The organism is Psychrobacter glaciei, from assembly GCF_014652895.1.
Lineage (GTDB): Bacteria > Pseudomonadota > Gammaproteobacteria > Pseudomonadales > Moraxellaceae > Psychrobacter > Psychrobacter glaciei.
On the sequence record NZ_BMZR01000005.1, the window covers coordinates 102,552 to 122,257 of the forward strand.

Sequence of the window (19,706 nt, forward strand, 5' to 3'; positions counted from 1 at the left end):
CTTTAAAATCAGTGAGTTAGAAATAGATTTTTGTAAGCCGATTTTAGGCATTATTAAGACAAACCTAGGTCACAGTAAAAAATCTGTGTTCAGTGTAAGGCTACGAGTCTGGCTAGCGAAAGTGTACCCTCGAAAACAGACTCACCGAGCGCTCATGGCGATAATCTGACAAGAATAATCTAGGGCGTGTTCTCACTTTGAATTCATTTAGATCATTATCGATCGAATGGAGGGCGTATCCTAAGACAATGGCTGTATAAAATCTCGCTTTGGCTTATGCTACACTAGCCAAGCGGCATATCTTTCAAACAATAAAAAATAGGCAATACGTCAATTAAAATAAGGAATATCTACAATGTCAGAGTCAAAAGCAAGCGTCACATGGCAAGAGAACAAAGCCTTTATGGGCGTGTCACCATCAGGACATAATGTACAAATAGATGCTGATAAAGAAAAAGGTTCAAGCCCGATGGAGCTGATCTTACTAGGGCTGGGTGGCTGTGCGAGCTACGATGTGGTAGCGATCTTACAAAAGTCACGCCAAGAGGTGACAGACGTGCGTTGTGAACTGACCGCGCAACGTGCCGAAACTGTACCAGCAGTATATACCGATATTCACATGCACTTTGTTGTGACAGGGCAAGATATCAAAGACAAACAGGTTGAGAAGGCCATTCATTTATCAGCAGAAAAATACTGCTCTGCCAGTAGAATGTTGGTACAAGGTGGGGTGAATATTACCCACGATTTTGAAGTGATTGTAGGGTAGGGGCAAATAGAACAATGAATGTATTTTTTGGGTTAATCCCTGATACAGCAGCGTCAGCGATCTGGGCGATGGTGGTAGCAAGCTTACTGCCATGGGTGGTATCAATAGTTGCAAAAGCATCTGGCGGCTTTAAGTTCAGAGATAATGCGCATCCACGTGATTTTTTTCAGCATGCGACAGGGGTTGCAGCACGAGCTAATGCTGCACAGCAAAACAGCTATGAGACTTTGCCTATATTTTTGGCCGCAGTAATAACAGCGATGCTATTTTTTGTGCCGCAATCGATTATCAATGTATTGGCTTGGCTATATGTGTTGATTCGTATCGGTTTTTGCGTGGCTTATATTACTAATTTGGCGATGTTTCGTTCTATCCTTTGGGCGTTATCGATGGCTTGTTCTTTGATGCTATTCTATCTAGCTATTCGAGTGAGTGTTTAGCATCATTTGTTTCGTTAAGGTGCCAGTTTGAGAGAAGCAGTTATGATTATCGTACACTCATTTGTAGTGCACTAATGATAACTGCTTTATTTTTTTCTCGTTTGATGCTGTCCCATAATATTTTTGCCTCGCTATAACCTTTGGTGAGCATCGCGAGCCACTGCTTGTAACGACCAACCAATATCACTTCAGTTTTAGCCTGACCTTCCAAAAATTTTATCTGATGAGTGACCAGCATTTTCCACGATAATGTTGCCGCGCTCAGCATAGCATCATTTGAACCGCAATCCACACGAGCAACCAAATCGGGACGAGTGACCGCGCCGCGACCCAACATCAAATGCTCTGTACCTGCTTGCGTCATGCAGTTCTGTGCATGCTCTGCATGCCATATTTCGCCATTGGCAATGACGGGAATATCAAGTGCATTAAAGCTTTGAATCTTGTCCCAATAGGCTGGCGGCTTATATCCTTGGGTTTTGGTTCGTGCATGAATGGTCAGCCAATCAGCACCACTGTCGTTAATAGCGCCGCGAATATCATCCATGCGACTGGTATCGGTATAGCCTAAACGTATCTTAGCTGAGACTGGAATGTCGGCAGGTACCGCTTGACGCACCGCATTGATAATTTGATACATGGTTTCGGGTTCATCCAATAATACTGAACCACCGCGATGGCTGTTTACCGTTTTAGCAGGGCAACCAAAGTTGATATCAATGGCAGGTGCACCAAGCTCGGCAGCATATGCTGCGTTGTCTGCCATAAGTTGCGCTTCACTGCCTAAAAGTTGCAAATGAATCGGTGTGCCACAGGCGGTCTTGGCATCATGACGCAACTCTGGAACGTATTTATAAAATACATGCGCTGGCAAGACGTGTTGGGTCACGCGGATAAACTCGCTCACTGACCAATCATAGGGACGACCTAAATCTGCTGCAATCTGCGTTAGGATTTGTCGCATCAATGGATCGGTTAGGCCTTCCATTGGCGCCAGTAAGCGGACAGGATTGGCAAATAACTGACGGATAGTGTTTTGACGTGCTTGAAGTTGCTGACTATTATTCATGCTTATTATTCACTGCTAAAAGGTCGTTATAAATAGAGGCAGATTAGGGATTCAAATTGACAACCATAAAGAGGGATTAAGTATTGCCAAAAATCACTTTTTTGCCTGTCTGTAAGCCTGATATCAAGTCTTTGATATTATGGATGTCCAAATTACTCTGCGCACGTGTACAAGCAACGTAGAGCAAACGCAATTCCTCTGGACTGATCTTGACGGCATTGGTGGTGACATCATAATAAAAATCATCGTCTAACTGTACCTTTCCCCATTCAAGCCCTTTGGCTTTGTGAGCGGTAGAGATGACATAGTCGGCATTTTCGATGCTGGTCAAACTATTAACTGCTTGGCTTAATACATTGGTGCCATGGTCATCGACCAATTTCACCAGAGTTTTGAGATCGCTGCCTTCGTTGGTTTCAGCATATTCTTGTACATCAGACCAGTTATAGAAATATGCCAGCTCTGGCACACCATACGCCGATTTGCCATTTTTTAAATTTTCGGCGGCCTGACAGAATTTCAGCATACGCTCGGTATCGGCTTGCAATGCCACGCGGTGTCCTAGCTTAAGTCCGGTCAATAATTGCGACATCGCAGCGGCATTGGTGCGGCATAGAATGGCATCTTTTTTACTATGAACCATACCTTTTTCAGTAGAAGACTGCTTGTTAGGATTGCCTTTTAATGGTACCTCTTCTTGTAAGGCTTTGAGCAAAGTGTTGGCAACCTCAGCAATCGGTTCGCCGAAACGAAACGACTGCGTCAATAATGTTTGCGGCAATGGCAGTTTTTTCATCGCATTGACTGCGCCGCGCCACTCATAAATCTGCTGGTGCGCATCGCCGACATAAATGACTTGTCGTGGTTGCTGCGTCAAAATTCCCATCATCAGTGGGTCAGCATCTTGCGCTTCATCAAATAAGATAAAGTCCGCAGGGATACTTGGCTTAGATAGCGCCCAAAGTTTGAGATAAATGTCATGCCCGATACCAGCGGGGTGACGTGCATCAATCGACTGTAGCCAGCGTTGCTCTACGGCAGGGTAGAGCATCTCACGTAATTGCTCTGCATCAGACTCATCAAGCCAACTCGGAAACAATATATGCCTTGGTGCTGGATAGCTGGCATGTGTACTACAAAAGTTGCTGACTGCATCACTAACGAATCGAGCTAATCTCGCAGGCGTGAGCGTAATGTATTTATTAATGCCATCCATTTGCCGGCGTACTTGTACCGGTTGCAGGCCCAAATCGTCGCCAAGACGCTTGGGTGAAAAGCGCGGTAAAGACAGCTTGGCAGTAATATCACGGGCGACATGCCGATAAGCAAGCGAATGAAAGGTGCGACATTCCACATGGGATGGAAACTTTGAACGAGCGTCATTGGCAATTGTTTTGTTAAAGGCTAAATATAAGCCGCGTCCACGTAGGCGCTCACCGATTAGTTTTAGCGTCGTGGTTTTACCGGCACCAGCATAAGCGACCACTTTAAACGACTTGTGATCCATCGCCATATTCAGCGCGCTCAGCTGCTCGTCAGTGGGATCGCTCATATAAGCTGGCATAGATGCGGACATAATAAAGCTACCTAAATACAAAAATTGATTAAAAACAAAAGGGGCAAAAAAAGCCACTGGGTAAACAATGGCTTATAGATGATGGTGATGCTAAAACGTGATAGTAAGCAATCAGCTGACTAATGAGGCAAGAATAAAACGGTGTAATGGTAGTTTAACGCATAGCTATATGTAATCAATAACTTTATTTTAGTCTGGATTAGACTGATAAGTGTTTTACTCTTTGTCTGTCGATACGAGAGTAGGACTAGACTTTTCTTTGATTAAGATTTTTGCTAATAACAGACCCAGCTCAAACAATAACCACATAGGGATGGCGAGTAACAACATCGACACGCCATCGGGTGGTGTGACGACTGCAGACACGGCAAAACAACCAACGATAATATAACGACGTTTATCTTCTAGAGTCTGAATGGAGACAATCCCCACCAATATCAATAGTAAGGTGACGACGGGAATCTCAAAAGTCAGGCCAAACACCATAAATAGCTTAAGCGCAAAGCTTAAATAGCTATCGATATCCGTCATTGGCAAGACATTCTGCGGGGCAAACATGATAAAGAATTTTAAGACGCCTTTTAGCACGATAAAGTAAGAAAAAGCCACGCCCGCATAAAACAAAAAGATAGATGACATCAGCACAGGGATAGCGATTTTTTTCTCTTTTTTATATAACCCAGGTGCGACAAAAGACCAAATTTGGTACAAAATATAAGGCATGGCAAAGAAGGCAGCGACAAAGACAGTCAGGCGTATTGGTGCCATAAAGTTAGAGGTAATATCCGTGGCAATCATCGTCGAATTGGCGGGTAGCTGCGCGACTAATGGATCGGATAAGAAATTATAGAGCTCGCGTGAGAATCCAGCCAAGGCTAAAAATATGACTAACACTGCCACGCATATTTTGATCAGATGCGAGCGTAGCTCAATGAGGTGCTCAGTGATGGGCATATCAGCCAATGAACTTAATATATCACCAGATTTCTCGTTACTGGCTGTCTCAGTTACTTTCTCTAAATCTGCATCTGCAATTTTTTCTTGACGACTTTTTTTGCGCTTAAATAAATTCATCAATCAGTCTCCTGCTTATTGACAGAAGCCTGTGTTTTTAAAGAAGGATCTAAATGACTGTTTAATAATCTATCCGCTTTGTAATTCGGTAAATAGGGAGGCTGCGGCAAACGACGCGCTTTATCATAAGCGCCCAGACGGAACCACATATTTTCCCACGGTTTGGTGGTGATGATTTGAGCAGTTGGTTGAGTAATTTGTTGAATATTATCACTAGAGGCAGTTTTTGAGGTTTCGTCGTCAGTACCGTGTTTCAATAATTGCTCAGAATCTGCTGATTTTTCGTCCTGCTCGTAGGCGTAGTCAAACGCCTTTGGCGTGACAGGTGGCGTGTTTTTTTGATCACTACTATCTTGCTGATTATTGCTTGTTTTATTATTGCGATGGTCAGCGTCTAGATCATGCGTGGCTTTCAGAGTCTGGTTTTGTGAAGACTCAAACTCCTGCATACTGCCGCGCATTTCTGCCATCTCACGCCGCATTTCTGCCTCAGTTTCACGGATTTTAGCCAGCTCTTTTTGCATTTGTTGCCGTGTTTCAGCTAGGTCTAGCTCAGCCTCTATTTCAGACTGTAAGGTAGAGACTGTACGGCGAATTTTGGCATACCACTGCCCAGCAGTGCGTGCTGCTTGTGGCAGTTTTTCTGGGCCCAAGACAATTAAGGCAATGACGCCAAAGAGGAGTAATTCAGAAAACCCAATATCAAACATAATGGTTGATTATCACTATCTAGATGCCAGCAGTATCATACCCAGCACTATACTTGGTATTATCAATGGTGCTTATCGTCAACAGGTGCAGTATTGATATCGCTATCCTGCACCTTACTGGTTGCCGCGTGATCTGTTGGGTGTGCATTGCCATCATGGTCGAGAACTGCATGCTTTTTGGCATGCTCTGTATTCTCATCTTTGACCGCTTCTTTAAAGCCTTTGACGGCACCGCCCAAATCCTTGCCCGCGTTTCTAAGTTTTGAGGTGCCAAATACGACCACCACTACCACCAATAATATCAGCCAATGTGTAATGGAAAAACTGCCCATAATGATATCCTTAATGTCTTGATTGTAATATCTATATATGAATGCTTTTATTTTATAGAATACTGATCTGTTAAACAAAAAATATAGATAAAAGATGCGAAGCTAAAAGAGCTATATTATAACCTGCCATTGTGACAAAAAGGTGAAAGCAATCATAATCAAAACAAGTAGAGATTTGTTTTACGATTTCGCCCGTTATCGTTACTGTATTAACTTTATAGTGTCACAAGTTATCGCGAGGCCTTTTCGTCGATGCCTGATAGCCCAAAGCGACGACCCAGCTCGTTTAACACAGCGTCTGACTCTATATCGAACCACGCTAGCCCCACCAACGTATGAAACCAGACATCGGCAACCTCATAAATGAGCTCATGACGAGCCTCGTCATATTGTGCTTTGTTAGTTTTCTCATCGCAATTGGCAAAGTCTTTGGCAGCGATAATGCTTTCTGTGCTTTCTTCGCCCACTTTTTCTAGGATTTTATTCAACCCTTTTGCATATAAACTTGCCACATAAGAGCTGTCGGCATCCGCTTGTTTGCGCTCTGCCAATACGTTATCAAGCTGCTGTAAAATAGAGGTGTTACCCGTTGCGGTATTATGATCTTCAACTGCGTTATTCGTACTATCCGCATTCATAGCATCGTTTGTATCAGTATTATGGCTGTGAGAAGTAGCGCCAGAAGCTTCAGAAGATTGATAAATATCTGCTGGGTCTTTTAGTACTTTATCGACGGTTTGCCATTCAGGGGTCTGCCCAGACAAATCCAAACGCTGGTAAAAGCAAGACTCGCGACCAGTATGACAGGCGATACCACCAGCCTGAGTCACACTCAACACAATCACATCAGCATCACAATCTAAGCGAATATCATGGACAGTCTGAGTATGCCCTGATGATTCGCCCTTATGCCATAGCTTGGCACGTGAACGTGAAAAATACACGGCAGTTTTTGTTTGTGCTGTTAATTGAAGTGCTTCAGCATTCATCCAGGCCATCATCAAAATGCGCCCTGACTCGTGATCTTGAGCAATCGCAGGAATCAAACCATCAGCGTTAAACTTTATGGCAGTCAGCCAAGCAGGTAAAGTCATAATCTGTCTATCGTCTTATAATTAGAAAGTGGTAAGTAATTGGTTAGTACTACCAAGCTCAAAAAGTACGATTAGCGGTGTCAAACTCGTTTAGTCTACAATGCGTAGCACTTACACTCGTTTTCCTTGCTACTCTAATTTTTGTGAATGGTATAAGAAAAGTTAAAGCTCGAATAAATGCGGGTATAAGGCTTTCTTAATCGTGCTATCTAGCGTGGTTATTTTATTTAGGCGAAAATCATAATTGACAAAATGCTGCCTTGCCTTTGCTACTATTTCGCCATTGTGCATACGCATGGCTTTAAACACAATATTGCCACCATTATCACATAATGGCTCAACGCCGACCTCAAACAGAAGCTCTTCACGTGCCCGTACACAGCTAAAAATGCTCAGCTGTAGCTTATTAATAATCAAGCCTTGATGATCGGCATTGATCTCTTTAATTCCTTTAGAGTATAAAAAGCGCTGCATTGCTTCAGTCAGTAGGGCGGTCAATGATTGCAGTGCTAAATGCTGACCCATATCAATTTCGGTATTGCGCACTCGCATCACCGTTTCAAACACAAATATTCCGTCATCAAAGTTTAGTTCTTGGTTTGACAACGTCGTCTCCTAGAGTGATTGTCCATAATCAGTTGTTCTGTTGAGCAATTGGCAAGCTAGCCGAATAGTTAAAAATAAACATGCATCGTATGATCTACGGTCAGTAGATGCAGTAATTGGCGTTGTTTATTGGCACTTAAAATGTTGCGACGCTCAGTCTCTACTTAAGCACAGCTTAAACCGAGATTCAATCTATTTACAAAAAAATTCGTGGTTTATGAAGCTTTATAGAGATTTCAATAATGTCAGGTGCTATCGAACACTATTCAATAGTACCTGACATGAGTTTTTATCCAGCAACAAATATGAAATGAGGCAAAGAGCGCTGAAGCCTTGTGTCTGGTTTATGGTTTATGGTAAATAATTGATCGTGGCTGCATGGTTATTAGCGCTATTTTATCTTATTTATATCTTATAAATTAATGGTAGCTAAAAAAGAAAGGTCTTTATGACGCTTAAAACGGCTAGGACATGTACTTTTGTTAAGACGAATGACAAGCATGAATTGTCCATTAGGACAGGGCTGAAACTTTACTTGGCAAAATAGCACACTATCTGCTAAAATAGCGCCTCCCACCTCGAGGCAAATAGAGGTTTAGTGGTTGTTTTTAAAGCCACTATTCATTTTAACTATTTGACGACCAGGTTCTATTAAAGACAAAGAGGCAAATCATCATGAAAGTTAAGATGAAAACCAGAAGCGGTGCAGCTAAACGCTTCAAAAAAACAGCAAACGGCTTCAAGCGTAAGCAAGCAAACAAAAGCCATATCTTGACCAAGAAATCAGCTAAGCGTATTCGCCAGTTGCGCGGTCTTAAGATGGTGGACAAGTCTGACGAAGCAGCAGTTCGTCGTATGTGCCCATACATCTAATAGCCTATCGTCATATGTATTTAATCAAGCGCTGTTTAATTCATAGCTACTTAGTTAAAAATATTTGACCTTGCAATTTGATAACGATGTCTACTATTTGATGACATCGTGATTCGTTTAATAATGATTAACAATATCTTGGAGTAATTTATGGCCCGTGTAAAACGTGGTGTACAGGCGAATCGTCGTCACAAAAAAATCTTAAAGCGCGCAAAAGGCTACTACGGTGCCCGTTCACGTGTTTACCGCGTAGCGGTACAAGCAGTGACCAAAGCTGGTCAATATGCTTATCGTGACCGTCGCAACAAAAAACGTACCTTCCGTCGTCTTTGGATTGCACGTATCAATGCTGGTGCACGCTTAAACGGCTTAAGCTATAGCCGCTTTATCAATGGTATGAAAAAAGCCAACATCTCAATCGATCGTCGCGTACTTGCTGACATCGCTATGCATGATGCAGCGACTTTCACAGCATTGGTTGAAAAAGCAAAAGCGGAACTAGCATAAATATTAACTATCCTTTAGATATTAAGTAGATATAACGCTTATCTGATTAAGCATCTAAACGAATAGGACTAATATTGATTAATAGGTCGATATTAATAAAAGCTACCGCTGGTCGGTGGCTTTTTTTATATTAAATTATTTTACGACTAATTTTATTAATGCTTAAGCTTCTTGTGCTTTTCGTGATATTGCACATTTAATCGTCTAAATATTCAAGCCATTCACATAACTGGTACTTATTTTTTGTTATTCGAAAGTAGTTAGGTACAATTAGCGAAACAAAAGCAGTTAATTAAAAATAGCTAATTACGAGCAACTAATTGAAAGTAGCTAAATACGAATAACTAAATACGAATAACTAAATACGAATAACTAATTAAAAGTAACTGGGTAAATGGTTTGCAATATTTGGTCAAGTCCCTACAATTAATAGTCTGTTTAAATCAGGAATGATGCGTCTTATGACTACCCCTGTTGCCACCAACGATTTGTCGGCGCTACCGACTTTGTCTTCAGAGCTCAATGAGCTAAATGAAGCTCAGCTGACTGAATTTGCCAGTGCTGCTGAATCTTTAATCTTACAAGTAACTGATGCGCGTGTGCTGCAAGAGTTGCGTGTGCAATTGACTGGCAAAAAGAGCCCATTAACCGGCTGGTCAAAGCAGATGGGTAAGCTCAGCAGCGACGATAAAAAAACTTACGGTGGCTGGTTACATCAAGTGCGGAGCCGTATTCAAGAATCGTTGACCAATCAGCAGCAGCAGCTGGAAGTCACGGCATTAAATGCCAAGCTTGCAAGCGAGAGCATTGATATTACATTGCCTGCTCGCGGTGGTCAAAAAGGCCATTTGCATCCAGTGACCATGATTACCCAGCGTATGCAGCAGTATTTTATACAAGCAGGTTTTAACGTCGCCACAGGCCCTGAAGTTGAGAGCGATTACTATAACTTTGAAGCACTAAATATCCCATCGCATCATCCTGCACGCGCGATGCACGATACCTTCTACTTTGATGCGCATTATTTGTTGCGTACGCACACCAGTCCAGTGCAAATTCGCACCATGGAAAAGAATGAGCCACCGATTCGTATTATTTGTCCCGGTCGCGTCTATCGTAATGACTCGGACCAAACCCATTCGCCGATGTTCCATCAGTTAGAAGGGCTTATGGTTACTGAGTCGAGTACCTTTGCTGAGCTAAAAGGCTTGATTAGTGAGTTCTTAGAAGCTTTCTTTGCCAAAGAATTAACCGTTCGTTTCCGTCCGTCATTTTTCCCATTTACTGAGCCTTCTGCTGAAGTTGATATCTTAGATGACAATGGCAAATGGCTTGAGGTCATGGGCTGCGGTATGGTGCATCCACAAGTGCTGACCAACTGCGGTATTGATAGCGACAAATACACTGGCTTTGCCTTTGGTATGGGTATTGAGCGCTTTGCGATGCTCTATTATGGTATTGATGATTTGCGCCTGTTTTTCCAAAACGACGTACGCTTCTTAAAACAGTTTGGCTAACGTTTCCCTCGTTGATATAACAGGTTAATACGTCATCCTTTATTCTAAAATCTTTATTATAAAATTCTGATCCGAGATATTTATGAAAATTAGTGAGCAGTGGCTACGTCAATGGGTAAACCCCAACAATACCAGTGAGCAGTTGGCCGAACAACTCACCATGGCAGGGCTAGAGATTGATGATCGCTATGCGGTCGCCCGTGCCTTTAGTGGTGTGGTCGTCGGTGAAGTCGTCAGCGTCGAGCAACATCCAGATGCTGATAAGCTACGCGTCACACAGGTAAATATCGGTGAAGCTGAGCTGCTACAAATCGTATGCGGTGCGCCTAATGTCACCGTCGGTATGAAAGCACCTGTTGCGACCGTTGGTGCAGTGCTCCCAAGCGATGACAAGAAAGGCTTTAAAATTAAAAATGGCAACCTACGTGGTGTCGACTCTAACGGTATGCTCTGCGGTGCGTCTGAGATTGATTTAACCGATAGCATTGATGGTCTTCTTGAGCTACCAGCTGATGCGCCGATTGGTACAGATATCCGTGAATATTTAGGTCTCGATAACCAAATACTGGATATCTCTATCACACCAAACCGTGGTGATTGTTTTAGTGTCCGTGGTATTGCGCGTGAAATATCAGTCATTAACGACTTGCCAATGCAGCTGCCTGAGATTCCTACCAATGTGGTAGTTACTGATAACGGTGCTGATACTGCTACGCCAGCGGTAACGGTCAGTGCAATTGAAGCGTGCCCGCGTTATTTATTACAATCAATCAGCAGTATTGATCGTAGCATTGATACCCCAAAATGGATGCAAGATGCGTTGGTTCAATCAGGACTACGCTCGCACAACTTTTTGGTTGATGTGACCAACTATGTATTGATGGAATTGGGTCAACCGCTACATGCTTTTGACGCCGATACCATTGTTGGTGATATCGTGGTTCGTTTGGCACATCCTGCTGAGACCATTACCTTGCTGAATGAGCAAACCATTACCTTAACGGGCGATGAGTTGGTGATAGCTGATGATAAAGGCGCTCTTGCTCTTGCTGGTATCATGGGTGGTCAGCGTAGTAGTGTGACTGATAGCACGACCAATATTATTGTAGAAAGCGCTTTCTTTGGTCAGCTTGCTATTGCCGCTCGTGCACGCCGTTTTGGTTTGCACACTGATGCTTCACAACGCTTTGAGCGTGGGGTAGATTTTGAATTACCAGCGCTGGCACTGGCGCGTGCTGTTGATTTGATTACTAGCGTTACTGGTGGTCAGGCAGGTTTTATAGTCGAAGCAGAAAATACTGAGCACTTGCCAGCCCGTGCACCAATCACTTTGCCAATCGCTAAAGTTCGTGATGTCATCGGTATTGAGATAGCGCCAGCGGTTATGGGGCGTATCTTAACCCAATTAGGGTTTGAGGTAGAGCAGCAAGCGGATAGCCTTATCTGCACGCCGCCTTCTTATCGTTTTGATATGAGTATCAAAGAAGATCTCATCGAAGAAATCGCTCGTATCTATGGCTATGACAATATTCCAAGCGTGTTGCCGCATTTGCAAGTCAGCATGGATTATGATGATACGGCAGACTTGACGCACGAGATGAAGCTAGCACTGGTCGATAATGGCTATATGGAAGCGATCAGCTTTAGCTTTAGTGACGCAAAAATAGAAGCGTTACTTGATGATGAGGCATTAGGAGAAGTATTGGCATTAGCCAATCCTATCTCTAGTGATTTAGCAGTGATGCGCCGTACTTTGCTATCAAGTTTATTGCCTTGTGTACAATACAATCTTAATCGTCAGCAGCCACGCGTACGTTTCTTTGAAACAGGTCTTAGCTTTGTTGGTCAAAGTATTAGTGATTTGGTACAAACGCCAAGTATTGCCTTGGTCGCAGTCGGTGATATTTGGGATGAGCAAGCTTATCAAAACCGTGCGCTAGACTTTTATGACCTTAAGCACGATATCGAGCAACTGCTACCAGCGCAAATCGATAGCATGCGTATCCGCTACGAGCGTAGTGAGCTTGCCTTCTTACATCCGGGTCAAAGCGCCAAATTATACATCGATGATGCGTATGTCGGTTGGCTTGGTCAATTGCATCCTAATACGGCCAAACAGCTAGACTTACCGGCTACTTGGGTCGCCCAACTATCCCTTGCACCTTTGCTAACACTGGCTCGTGAACAGCAGGCGATTACCACGCCAAGTAAATTCCCACAAGTACGCCGCGATATTGCCATCTTAATAGATAGCGAGATCAGTTTACAGGCATTAGAGTCGACGATTCGTGCTGCCGCAGGTGAGCTATTGACTGATCTATGGTTATTCGATGTTTACCAAGGTGATAAAGTACCGGCAGGTCAGCGTTCACTGGCATTTGCGTTAATATGGCAGGATAGATCGCAGACCTTGTCTGATGAAGCTGTGAAAACAGCGACTGACAAGGTGGTACAAGCACTAACTGAGCAACATGCTGCAAAACTGCGTGACAGCTAACACACAACATTCATAATAGCCTATGCTCTGTAGCCTTTCTTGTTATGAGGCTATAGAGCATTGCTATTTATAAAGATTGTTATCTTAGATAAAATTTTATAAAAAAAGTTAAGTGGTTATTATCAAAGGATTTTAATTCAGACTTTATTAAAAGAATAACAAAAAACCTTTATACTAACTAAGCTTAACCCTCATACCGCTAAACCATGATATTCGACATCACGACATAGCATAGGAGTCGTACTGTGAGCACCTTAACCAAATCTGACATGATTGAGCATTTGATGAGTCATCTTAACCTGACACGCCAAGAAGGCCGCTGTTTGGTAGAGAATTTTTTTGATGAGTTGTCAGAGAGTTTGATTGATGGCAACGAGGTCAAGCTTTCAGGCTTTGGCAACTTCGAGCTTAAAGATAAAAGCAGCCGTCCAGGACGCAACCCTAAGACAGGAGAGCCCGTGGCTGTATCAGCACGCCGTGTGGTCACCTTTAAAACGGGGCAAAAATTTCGTCAACAGGTTGATGAGCGTCTATTTGATGAATAGCTGTCACTCATCTCTATAAAATTCTGACCAGTGAAAGATCTTATAATGTCGCGATGATTTTTCAGGATCAGTGTGCGTTGTCTATAGCTGTCAATGCAAAGTGTGACAACAAGCATTAAATCTTCTAGCCCGTTATCAAATATATTAAATAATAGGCATAAAAAAAGAGAGCATAGGCTCTCTTTTTTTTACTACAGTATATCTATCGTTGGATACGATAAAATTACTGAGCTGGTTCTTCAACAACAACTTCGTCAGATGCTGCAACAGCAGTATCAGTTTCGCTAGCCATATCTACGCTAGTAGTAGTACCGTCTACAGGAACTTCAGCGTCCATTTCGTCAGTAGCAGTTGCAGCTTGTGCATCAGCGATATCAGCTTCAGCGCCGGCAACAGCAGCGTCAGCATCAGCAGTCATTTCGCCTTCAGCAGCAGCTTCGTTTAGCTCTTCTGAAGCGTCTTGCACTTCTTCTTGCGCGTCAGATAAATCTTCAGCAGCGTTTTCTTTGTTGCTGTCACAGGCAGTTAGGCCCATAGTTGCAGTCATGATACCAGCTAGAGCAAGTAATTTAAGTTTCATAAGGTTTTCTCCGGGAAAATGAAATGAGCAGTAGCAGCAGCAAAGGTTGAATGTCCGAGATGTCTCAGAATTCAACTAGTCTTAGTCACAGCTACTCAGCTTCCACGCATTCTATATGTTTTCTTTTCAAATGAAAAGACCCTGTACAATTGAGTAACAATAAAATTGTAAAAAGTATTTTACATAGCTTATCTAATATAATTTTTAATACAACAACCTCAATTAATCGACGTATAATTAATGCAAATCGAGCCATTTTCGTAACCAATTGGCGAACATTATGGTGTGGCGTTTCCATTTAACTAGATTCTATTAGACAAGTTTTACTAAATAAAGCAGGTAACAGGTTAATTGCTTATTAGAATGGAAGGATAATCAAAGACTAGAAAAACAGCGGGTAGGTGAGGCATCTATTAAGCATGATTAATAGCAAATCGAGTCAACAATTAAACAATATAAATAACTACCCATGCGCATGGCAGGGTGTATCGTATGTTTCGGGAGTAAGAATATGAAATGGCAAGGCAGACGAGGTAGCTCTAACGTACGCACGAGTAGCGGTGGTGGCAAAATGATTGGCGGTGGTATCGGCGGTATTATTATCGCGGGTATTTTGTGGTTAGTATTTGGCGTTAACCCCATGACCGCTTTACAAACGGGCCAAGTAGTAGCAGGTGGCGGTAGCAATACTTCAACCGAGCCGGCGACCAGTGACGATCGTGATACGCAGTTTGTAAAAGTAGTGCTAGCCGACACAGAAGAAGTGTGGCATCAAATATTTAATGAAGGTGGTAGTACTTATCAAGAGCCGTCATTGATACTCTTTAATGGACAAGTCAGCTCGGCTTGCGGTAGTGCCAGCTCTGCAACGGGTCCATTCTATTGTCCAGGAGACCAGACGGTCTATCTAGATACTTCTTTCTTTGTAGAAATGCGGCAAAACCTTGGTATTACAGGTGATCAACAAGGATCAGGTAATGGCGAAAACCAAGGAAAAGCGGGAGATTTTGCGCAAGCTTATGTGATCTCGCATGAAGTTGGTCATCATGTGCAGACGCTATTGGGTATTAGCCAACAGGTTAATGAAGCTCGTCAGCAAGTGACGCGTGCAGAAGCCAATAAGCTCTCCGTATTACAAGAGCTACAAGCTGATTGCTTCGCGGGTGTATGGGCGCAGCGTAATCAAGAACGTGTCCAGTTTTTAGAAGCGGGCGATATAGATGAAGCCATCAATGCAGCCAGCCAAATTGGTGACGATCGTTTGGCGCGTGCGAGTGGAGGCGCGGTAGTCCCTGACAACTTTACCCATGGTACCAGTCAGCAGCGTGTCCAATGGTTCACTCGTGGTTTGGAGAGCGGCAATGTGCAGACCTGTGATACTTTTAGTGGGGCGTTATAGACGCACTGGCTTTTGACCAATAAACCAAATGCTAAACACAAAAAAGCCTGCAATTGATTGCAGGCTTTTTTTGTCTTAAAACATTCTAGGCAGAGTTATGCGTATACAGAATAAAAGCAGTTAACCTAATTAGAGATTATCTGCTGTTATTTAGAATATAAGCACCAGCACCGCCTATTGCAGCACCACCAAGTGCGCCACGAGCGATGTCTTTGCTATCGCCGCCACTTTTAATAAGTGCACCAGCAGCAGCGCCAGCAGCAGCACCTTTAGTCGTGTTGCTTAAGCCACTGGTATATCCAGTGTTAGCACAACCACTCATGATAAGAGCAGAACTAGTGATTGCCGTCATTACGATTGTTTTAGCAAATTTCATATGATTACCTATAGATTCATCAAGTTTAAAATACCAGATCCTTAAAAGAAGGCGTCCAGATTATTTTCAAATATATTCCTACTATCTATCATGATAGTCGGTTGCTAATCATATAGTCGTAGTAAAAACGCTAATCTTTGCAAACACGATGTAAGCGATGTTGCCACACTGTGTCATAGGCAGTACCTACAGCTTATATTGAATAGCAAATTTCTAATCATTAGATAATGGATATTTCAGGGCGTGTCCTCATTTTAAAAATGGTGATAGAAATGAGATAAATTGCAGTCAAACAAGGAAAATAGCGCAGTTAATATCTTGATATTACCCAGCTGTTTGACGAAGTTTAGCCATTTTTAGCCCATTTAGATATTCATCGATTGAATTGAGGACACGCCCTAGTATTGTAAATAAAAAAGACCACCTATTGGTGGTCTTAATATTGAATCAAAGCTAAATACATCTGACAAGATAATCGGAAATTAGTTTTGCGATTTACGTTTCATTTGCTCAAAGAACTCATCATTGGTCTTCGCTTCTTTTAATCGATCCAATAAGAATTCAGTGGCTTGCACGCCATCCATCGGCTGTAGCAATTTGCGTAGAATCCAAACTTTGCGCAATTTATCTTCATCAAGCAGGCGCTCTTCGCGGCGAGTGCCAGATTTTTTGATATTAATCGCAGGGAAGACGCGTTTTTCAGCCAAATCACGCTCAAGCGTAATCTCTTGGTTACCGGTACCTTTAAATTCTTCAAAGATAACGCTGTCCATCTTACTACCAGTATCGATAAGGGCGCTGGCAATAATCGTCAAGCTACCACCTTCTTCAACATTACGCGCGGCACCGAAGAAACGTTTTGGACGTTCCAATGCATTGGCATCCAGACCACCGGTCAATACTTTACCCGATGAAGGAATAACGGTGTTGTAGGCACGGGCGAGACGAGTAATAGAATCCAATAGGATAACCACGTCTTGCTTGTGCTCAACCAAACGCTTGGCTTTTTCGATGACCATTTCGGCAACCTGTACATGGCGCTGAGGTGGCTCATCAAAGGTCGAAGCAACCACTTCACCGCGTACCGTACGTACCATCTCGGTGACTTCTTCTGGACGCTCATCGATCAGTAGCACGATTAGATAGCACTCAGGATTGTTACGAGTGATGGATTGGGCAATGGTCTGTAGCAACATTGTTTTACCGGCTTTTGGCGGTGCGACAATAATAGAGCGCTGACCTTTACCAATCGGAGCAATCAGGTCGATGATACGACCCGTCAAATCTTCAGTAGTACCGTTACCTAGCTCGAGCTTTAATTGCTCGGTTGGGAATAGGGGAGTCAAGTTCTCGAAGATAAGCTTATGACGTGAGCGATCTGGGGTATCAAAGTTGATTTCACCAACTTTCAATAGCGCAAAATAACGCTCAGAATCTTTTGGCGGGCGAATGGTGCCAGCGATACTATCGCCAGTCTTTAGGCTAAAGCGACGAATTTGGCTGGGGCTGACATAGATATCATCAGGGCCTGCTAAATAAGAGCCTTCTGAGGAGCGTAAAAAACCAAAACCATCAGGGAGAACCTCAAGTACACCATCACCGTAGATGGCTTCACCGTTACGAGCATGGGTTTTTAGGATAGCAAAGATGATATCTTGTTTACGGCTACGCGCCATATTATCAAGACCCATTTCTTTGGCGATGGCCAATAGCTCGGCGATTGAGTTTTTCTTTAATTCAGTTAGATTCATAGATAGGTCATTAGCAATTGGTCAGATGAGAGATGCCATTAGCAGCACGAATCACGATATTGATTAAAACAACGATTGTAGGGCGATAGAGGGTGTGGGCACAGAGCTGGATTTATGTAGTAAAAATTTTATGTGTCAGCTTACGTACGCGTTGCGAGTTTTGCTGCAAGGTCATAAGAAATGAAGATAAAGAAGGCCACATAAGAGTCTGCGTCAAAAACTCAGTATCAGTAATTGTGTTTAGTCATTTCGTTCAGTAATGGTGTTTATAATGACGATTGTGTTTTTGTTGATAAACACGAGGAGAATAGCGACAAGATACTTAGGAAAACCGTTAGTTTTCTCTTGTCAGCAGACTATACGGTTTTCATAATGGCATTGTCAATAATTTTTGCTAAAAAAGTCATATAATTGCGGTTTTTGCATAAAAAACAAGCAAAAAAGCCATTACCTATACAAGATAATGGCTTTTTCGATTAATCTGGCTTTCTGTGCATTTGCTAGTACTTAAATGAGTTAAAACCAGCAGTATCACTTATAGATGTTTATCTATTACTTTAGCCAATTCAGCTTTTGGTTGTAAACCCATTACTGAGTCAACTTTTTCGCCATCTTTGAATACAAATAGCGTTGGGATGTTACGAATACCAAAACGGCTGGCTGCTTGTGGGTTGTTATCAACATCAACTTTGACGATTTTGATTTTGCCTTGATACTCAGATGCTAGGTCTTCTAGAATAGGGGCAATTGCTTTACAAGGACCACACCACGTTGCCCAAAAATCTACCAATACTGGTACATCTGATTGTAGGACGTCTTGGTCAAAATTTGCATCGGTGGTGTTAACAATAAGGTCTGACATAGTTTTTCTCTCTTGTTTTATTATTTCTATCGCTACTCATCGACATGCATATTGGTTTAATAATAGATTGGTCAGTAGCTAAAGAAGCGTTAAGAAGTGGTGAAAATGTGCCATTATATTAACATGTTTGCCCAGATTTGACAGATACAGGCTGGTTAAATTGCTCAACAATTACTATTAGCACAATAAATCAACACATAACGATACAAGTACTGTTTTACCTGTCACCTTTGCCATCTATTGTCGTTTTAGCTCTGTGCTCGAACATGGTTCTCATGGTCTGGTTCAGTTTCAACTTTTAGCAATAAACTTTATGTCGATAGGTCATTTTAGATGCGATCTTCGGCTTAGCATTTTTAATGCACGACAGTATTTATTCTCAAGCTCAACAATATAAGTAGCTTCTTTTATGCCTTTTACTGATGAAAAAATTCTAACCCTTAACGCCCAAGAAAGTGCCTATCCGCTTGAGTTCTTCAAAGCGTTCGCGAAAGACGTTACCGTTTACGAGGATGACGATATCTGGGTGGTCGACAAGCCAGCAGGACTGCTGAGTGTCGATGGCAAAACGCTAAAGGTGAGTTTGCTGGCGCGACTAGAGCGTGCCAATCCTGCGGTTAAATTGATTCACCGACTGGATATGGATACCTCTGGTTTATTGATTTTTGCAAAAAATGCCGCTGCGCAAACCAATATCAGTAAACAGTTCATTGAACGTCTGCCGCAAAAAAAGTATCAAGCACGGGTTTTTGGCGCATGGGAGAGCGTGGGTGCAAAAGGCAAAATCTCAGTGCCAGTACGCTATGAGCCAAGCACCAAACCGCGCCACATCGTTGACCACGACTGGTCAAAGCACGCGCTAACCTTGTATGAAGTGCTTGCGCATGAAGACTGCAACGGTCAAACGGTCACGCGCGTGATGCTAAAGCCAGTCACTGGGCGCAGTCATCAGTTGCGCGTCCATATGGTGCACGTCGGTCACGTCATGATAGGCGACCCCATTTATGCTGAAGGGAATGCATTGACAATTGCGCCACGGCTCAATCTGCATGCCCAGCAACTGCGTCTCAAACATCCGGTACTAGGTGCGTGGATGGACTGGGAGAGTCCCAGCCCTTTTTAAGGTGTC

General features: G+C 42.8%; 20 protein-coding genes. 9 read left to right on the forward strand and 11 right to left on the reverse strand.

Going from position 1 to position 19,706, the window contains the following annotated elements; genetic code table 11:
- Positions 1 to 355 precede the first annotated feature (355 nt).
- Both IE130_RS11460 and IE130_RS11465 read left to right on the forward strand, forming a co-directional pair.
- Positions 356 to 769, forward strand: coding sequence for an OsmC family protein (locus tag IE130_RS11460; RefSeq protein WP_189586040.1), 414 nt, complete (start codon positions 356 to 358; stop codon positions 767 to 769).
- Positions 770 to 783: 14 nt separating this feature from the next.
- Positions 784 to 1,209 carry an MAPEG family protein gene (locus tag IE130_RS11465; protein ID WP_189586043.1) on the forward strand — a complete coding sequence of 142 codons (426 nt, stop codon included), beginning with the start codon at positions 784 to 786 and terminating at the stop codon, positions 1,207 to 1,209.
- A 46-nt stretch (positions 1,210 to 1,255) separates the two neighbouring features.
- Here IE130_RS11465 and IE130_RS11470 read toward each other — a convergent pair whose 3' ends face one another.
- The 7 genes from IE130_RS11470 to IE130_RS11500 form a co-directional block, all read right to left on the reverse strand.
- Positions 1,256 to 2,278: a tRNA dihydrouridine synthase gene (locus IE130_RS11470; protein WP_189586046.1), complete on the reverse strand. Its 1,023-nt coding sequence runs from the start codon at positions 2,276 to 2,278 to the stop codon at positions 1,256 to 1,258.
- Between the two features lie 76 nt (positions 2,279 to 2,354).
- Positions 2,355 to 3,854: a UvrD-helicase domain-containing protein gene (locus IE130_RS11475; protein WP_189586049.1), complete on the reverse strand. Its 1,500-nt coding sequence runs from the start codon at positions 3,852 to 3,854 to the stop codon at positions 2,355 to 2,357.
- Between the two features lie 216 nt (positions 3,855 to 4,070).
- Positions 4,071 to 4,928 (reverse strand): twin-arginine translocase subunit TatC, encoded by an 858-nt coding sequence (gene tatC, locus IE130_RS11480; RefSeq protein ID WP_189586052.1) that lies wholly within the window; start codon positions 4,926 to 4,928, stop codon positions 4,071 to 4,073.
- Positions 4,928 to 5,638, reverse strand: coding sequence for a Sec-independent protein translocase protein TatB (tatB, locus tag IE130_RS11485; protein WP_189586055.1), 711 nt, complete (start codon positions 5,636 to 5,638; stop codon positions 4,928 to 4,930). Before tatB ends, tatC begins: the two co-directional genes overlap by 1 nt.
- Positions 5,639 to 5,700: 62 nt before the next feature.
- Positions 5,701 to 5,970 (reverse strand): Sec-independent protein translocase subunit TatA, encoded by a 270-nt coding sequence (gene tatA, locus IE130_RS11490; protein WP_189586058.1) that lies wholly within the window; start codon positions 5,968 to 5,970, stop codon positions 5,701 to 5,703.
- A 230-nt stretch (positions 5,971 to 6,200) separates the two neighbouring features.
- Positions 6,201 to 7,064, reverse strand: coding sequence for a phosphoribosyl-AMP cyclohydrolase (hisI, locus tag IE130_RS11495; protein ID WP_189586061.1), 864 nt, complete (start codon positions 7,062 to 7,064; stop codon positions 6,201 to 6,203).
- Between the two features lie 162 nt (positions 7,065 to 7,226).
- Positions 7,227 to 7,670, reverse strand: a complete 444-nt coding sequence (locus tag IE130_RS11500; RefSeq protein ID WP_189586064.1) for an acyl-CoA thioesterase family protein — start codon at positions 7,668 to 7,670, stop codon at positions 7,227 to 7,229.
- Between the two features lie 675 nt (positions 7,671 to 8,345).
- Between IE130_RS11500 and rpmI the strand changes: the two genes are divergently transcribed.
- From rpmI to IE130_RS11525, 5 genes are all read left to right on the forward strand, one after another.
- On the forward strand, positions 8,346 to 8,543 hold the full coding sequence (gene rpmI, locus IE130_RS11505; protein ID WP_010197866.1) for a 50S ribosomal protein L35: 198 nt from the start codon (positions 8,346 to 8,348) through the stop codon (positions 8,541 to 8,543).
- 150 nt (positions 8,544 to 8,693) lie between these two features.
- Positions 8,694 to 9,050: a 50S ribosomal protein L20 gene (gene rplT / locus IE130_RS11510; protein WP_010197865.1), complete on the forward strand. Its 357-nt coding sequence runs from the start codon at positions 8,694 to 8,696 to the stop codon at positions 9,048 to 9,050.
- 461 nt (positions 9,051 to 9,511) lie between these two features.
- Positions 9,512 to 10,567, forward strand: a complete 1,056-nt coding sequence (pheS, locus tag IE130_RS11515) for a phenylalanine--tRNA ligase subunit alpha (protein ID WP_189586067.1) — start codon at positions 9,512 to 9,514, stop codon at positions 10,565 to 10,567.
- Positions 10,568 to 10,649: 82 nt separating this feature from the next.
- Positions 10,650 to 13,064, forward strand: coding sequence for a phenylalanine--tRNA ligase subunit beta (pheT, locus tag IE130_RS11520; protein ID WP_189586070.1), 2,415 nt, complete (start codon positions 10,650 to 10,652; stop codon positions 13,062 to 13,064).
- Between the two features lie 245 nt (positions 13,065 to 13,309).
- Positions 13,310 to 13,609, forward strand: coding sequence for an integration host factor subunit alpha (locus tag IE130_RS11525; RefSeq protein ID WP_010197859.1), 300 nt, complete (start codon positions 13,310 to 13,312; stop codon positions 13,607 to 13,609).
- 223 nt (positions 13,610 to 13,832) lie between these two features.
- Here IE130_RS11525 and IE130_RS11530 read toward each other — a convergent pair whose 3' ends face one another.
- Positions 13,833 to 14,189, reverse strand: coding sequence for a hypothetical protein (locus IE130_RS11530; RefSeq protein ID WP_189586073.1), 357 nt, complete (start codon positions 14,187 to 14,189; stop codon positions 13,833 to 13,835).
- Positions 14,190 to 14,700: 511 nt separating this feature from the next.
- Here IE130_RS11530 and ypfJ point away from each other — a divergent pair.
- Complete coding sequence (gene ypfJ / locus IE130_RS11535; RefSeq protein ID WP_189586076.1) at positions 14,701 to 15,588, forward strand: KPN_02809 family neutral zinc metallopeptidase; 888 nt, start codon at positions 14,701 to 14,703, stop codon at positions 15,586 to 15,588.
- A gap of 136 nt (positions 15,589 to 15,724) precedes the next feature.
- Here ypfJ and IE130_RS11540 read toward each other — a convergent pair whose 3' ends face one another.
- The 3 genes from IE130_RS11540 to trxA form a co-directional block, all read right to left on the reverse strand.
- Positions 15,725 to 15,964 carry a YMGG-like glycine zipper-containing protein gene (locus IE130_RS11540; protein WP_010197855.1) on the reverse strand — a complete coding sequence of 80 codons (240 nt, stop codon included), beginning with the start codon at positions 15,962 to 15,964 and terminating at the stop codon, positions 15,725 to 15,727.
- A 482-nt stretch (positions 15,965 to 16,446) separates the two neighbouring features.
- Positions 16,447 to 17,715 (reverse strand): transcription termination factor Rho, encoded by a 1,269-nt coding sequence (gene rho, locus IE130_RS11545; protein WP_010197854.1) that lies wholly within the window; start codon positions 17,713 to 17,715, stop codon positions 16,447 to 16,449.
- Positions 17,716 to 18,250: 535 nt separating this feature from the next.
- Positions 18,251 to 18,577 carry a thioredoxin gene (trxA, locus tag IE130_RS11550; RefSeq protein WP_010197853.1) on the reverse strand — a complete coding sequence of 109 codons (327 nt, stop codon included), beginning with the start codon at positions 18,575 to 18,577 and terminating at the stop codon, positions 18,251 to 18,253.
- A gap of 409 nt (positions 18,578 to 18,986) precedes the next feature.
- Here trxA and IE130_RS11555 point away from each other — a divergent pair, with 409 nt between their 5' ends.
- Positions 18,987 to 19,700, forward strand: a complete 714-nt coding sequence (locus IE130_RS11555) for an RluA family pseudouridine synthase (RefSeq protein ID WP_189586079.1) — start codon at positions 18,987 to 18,989, stop codon at positions 19,698 to 19,700.
- Positions 19,701 to 19,706: the final 6 nt, after the last annotated feature.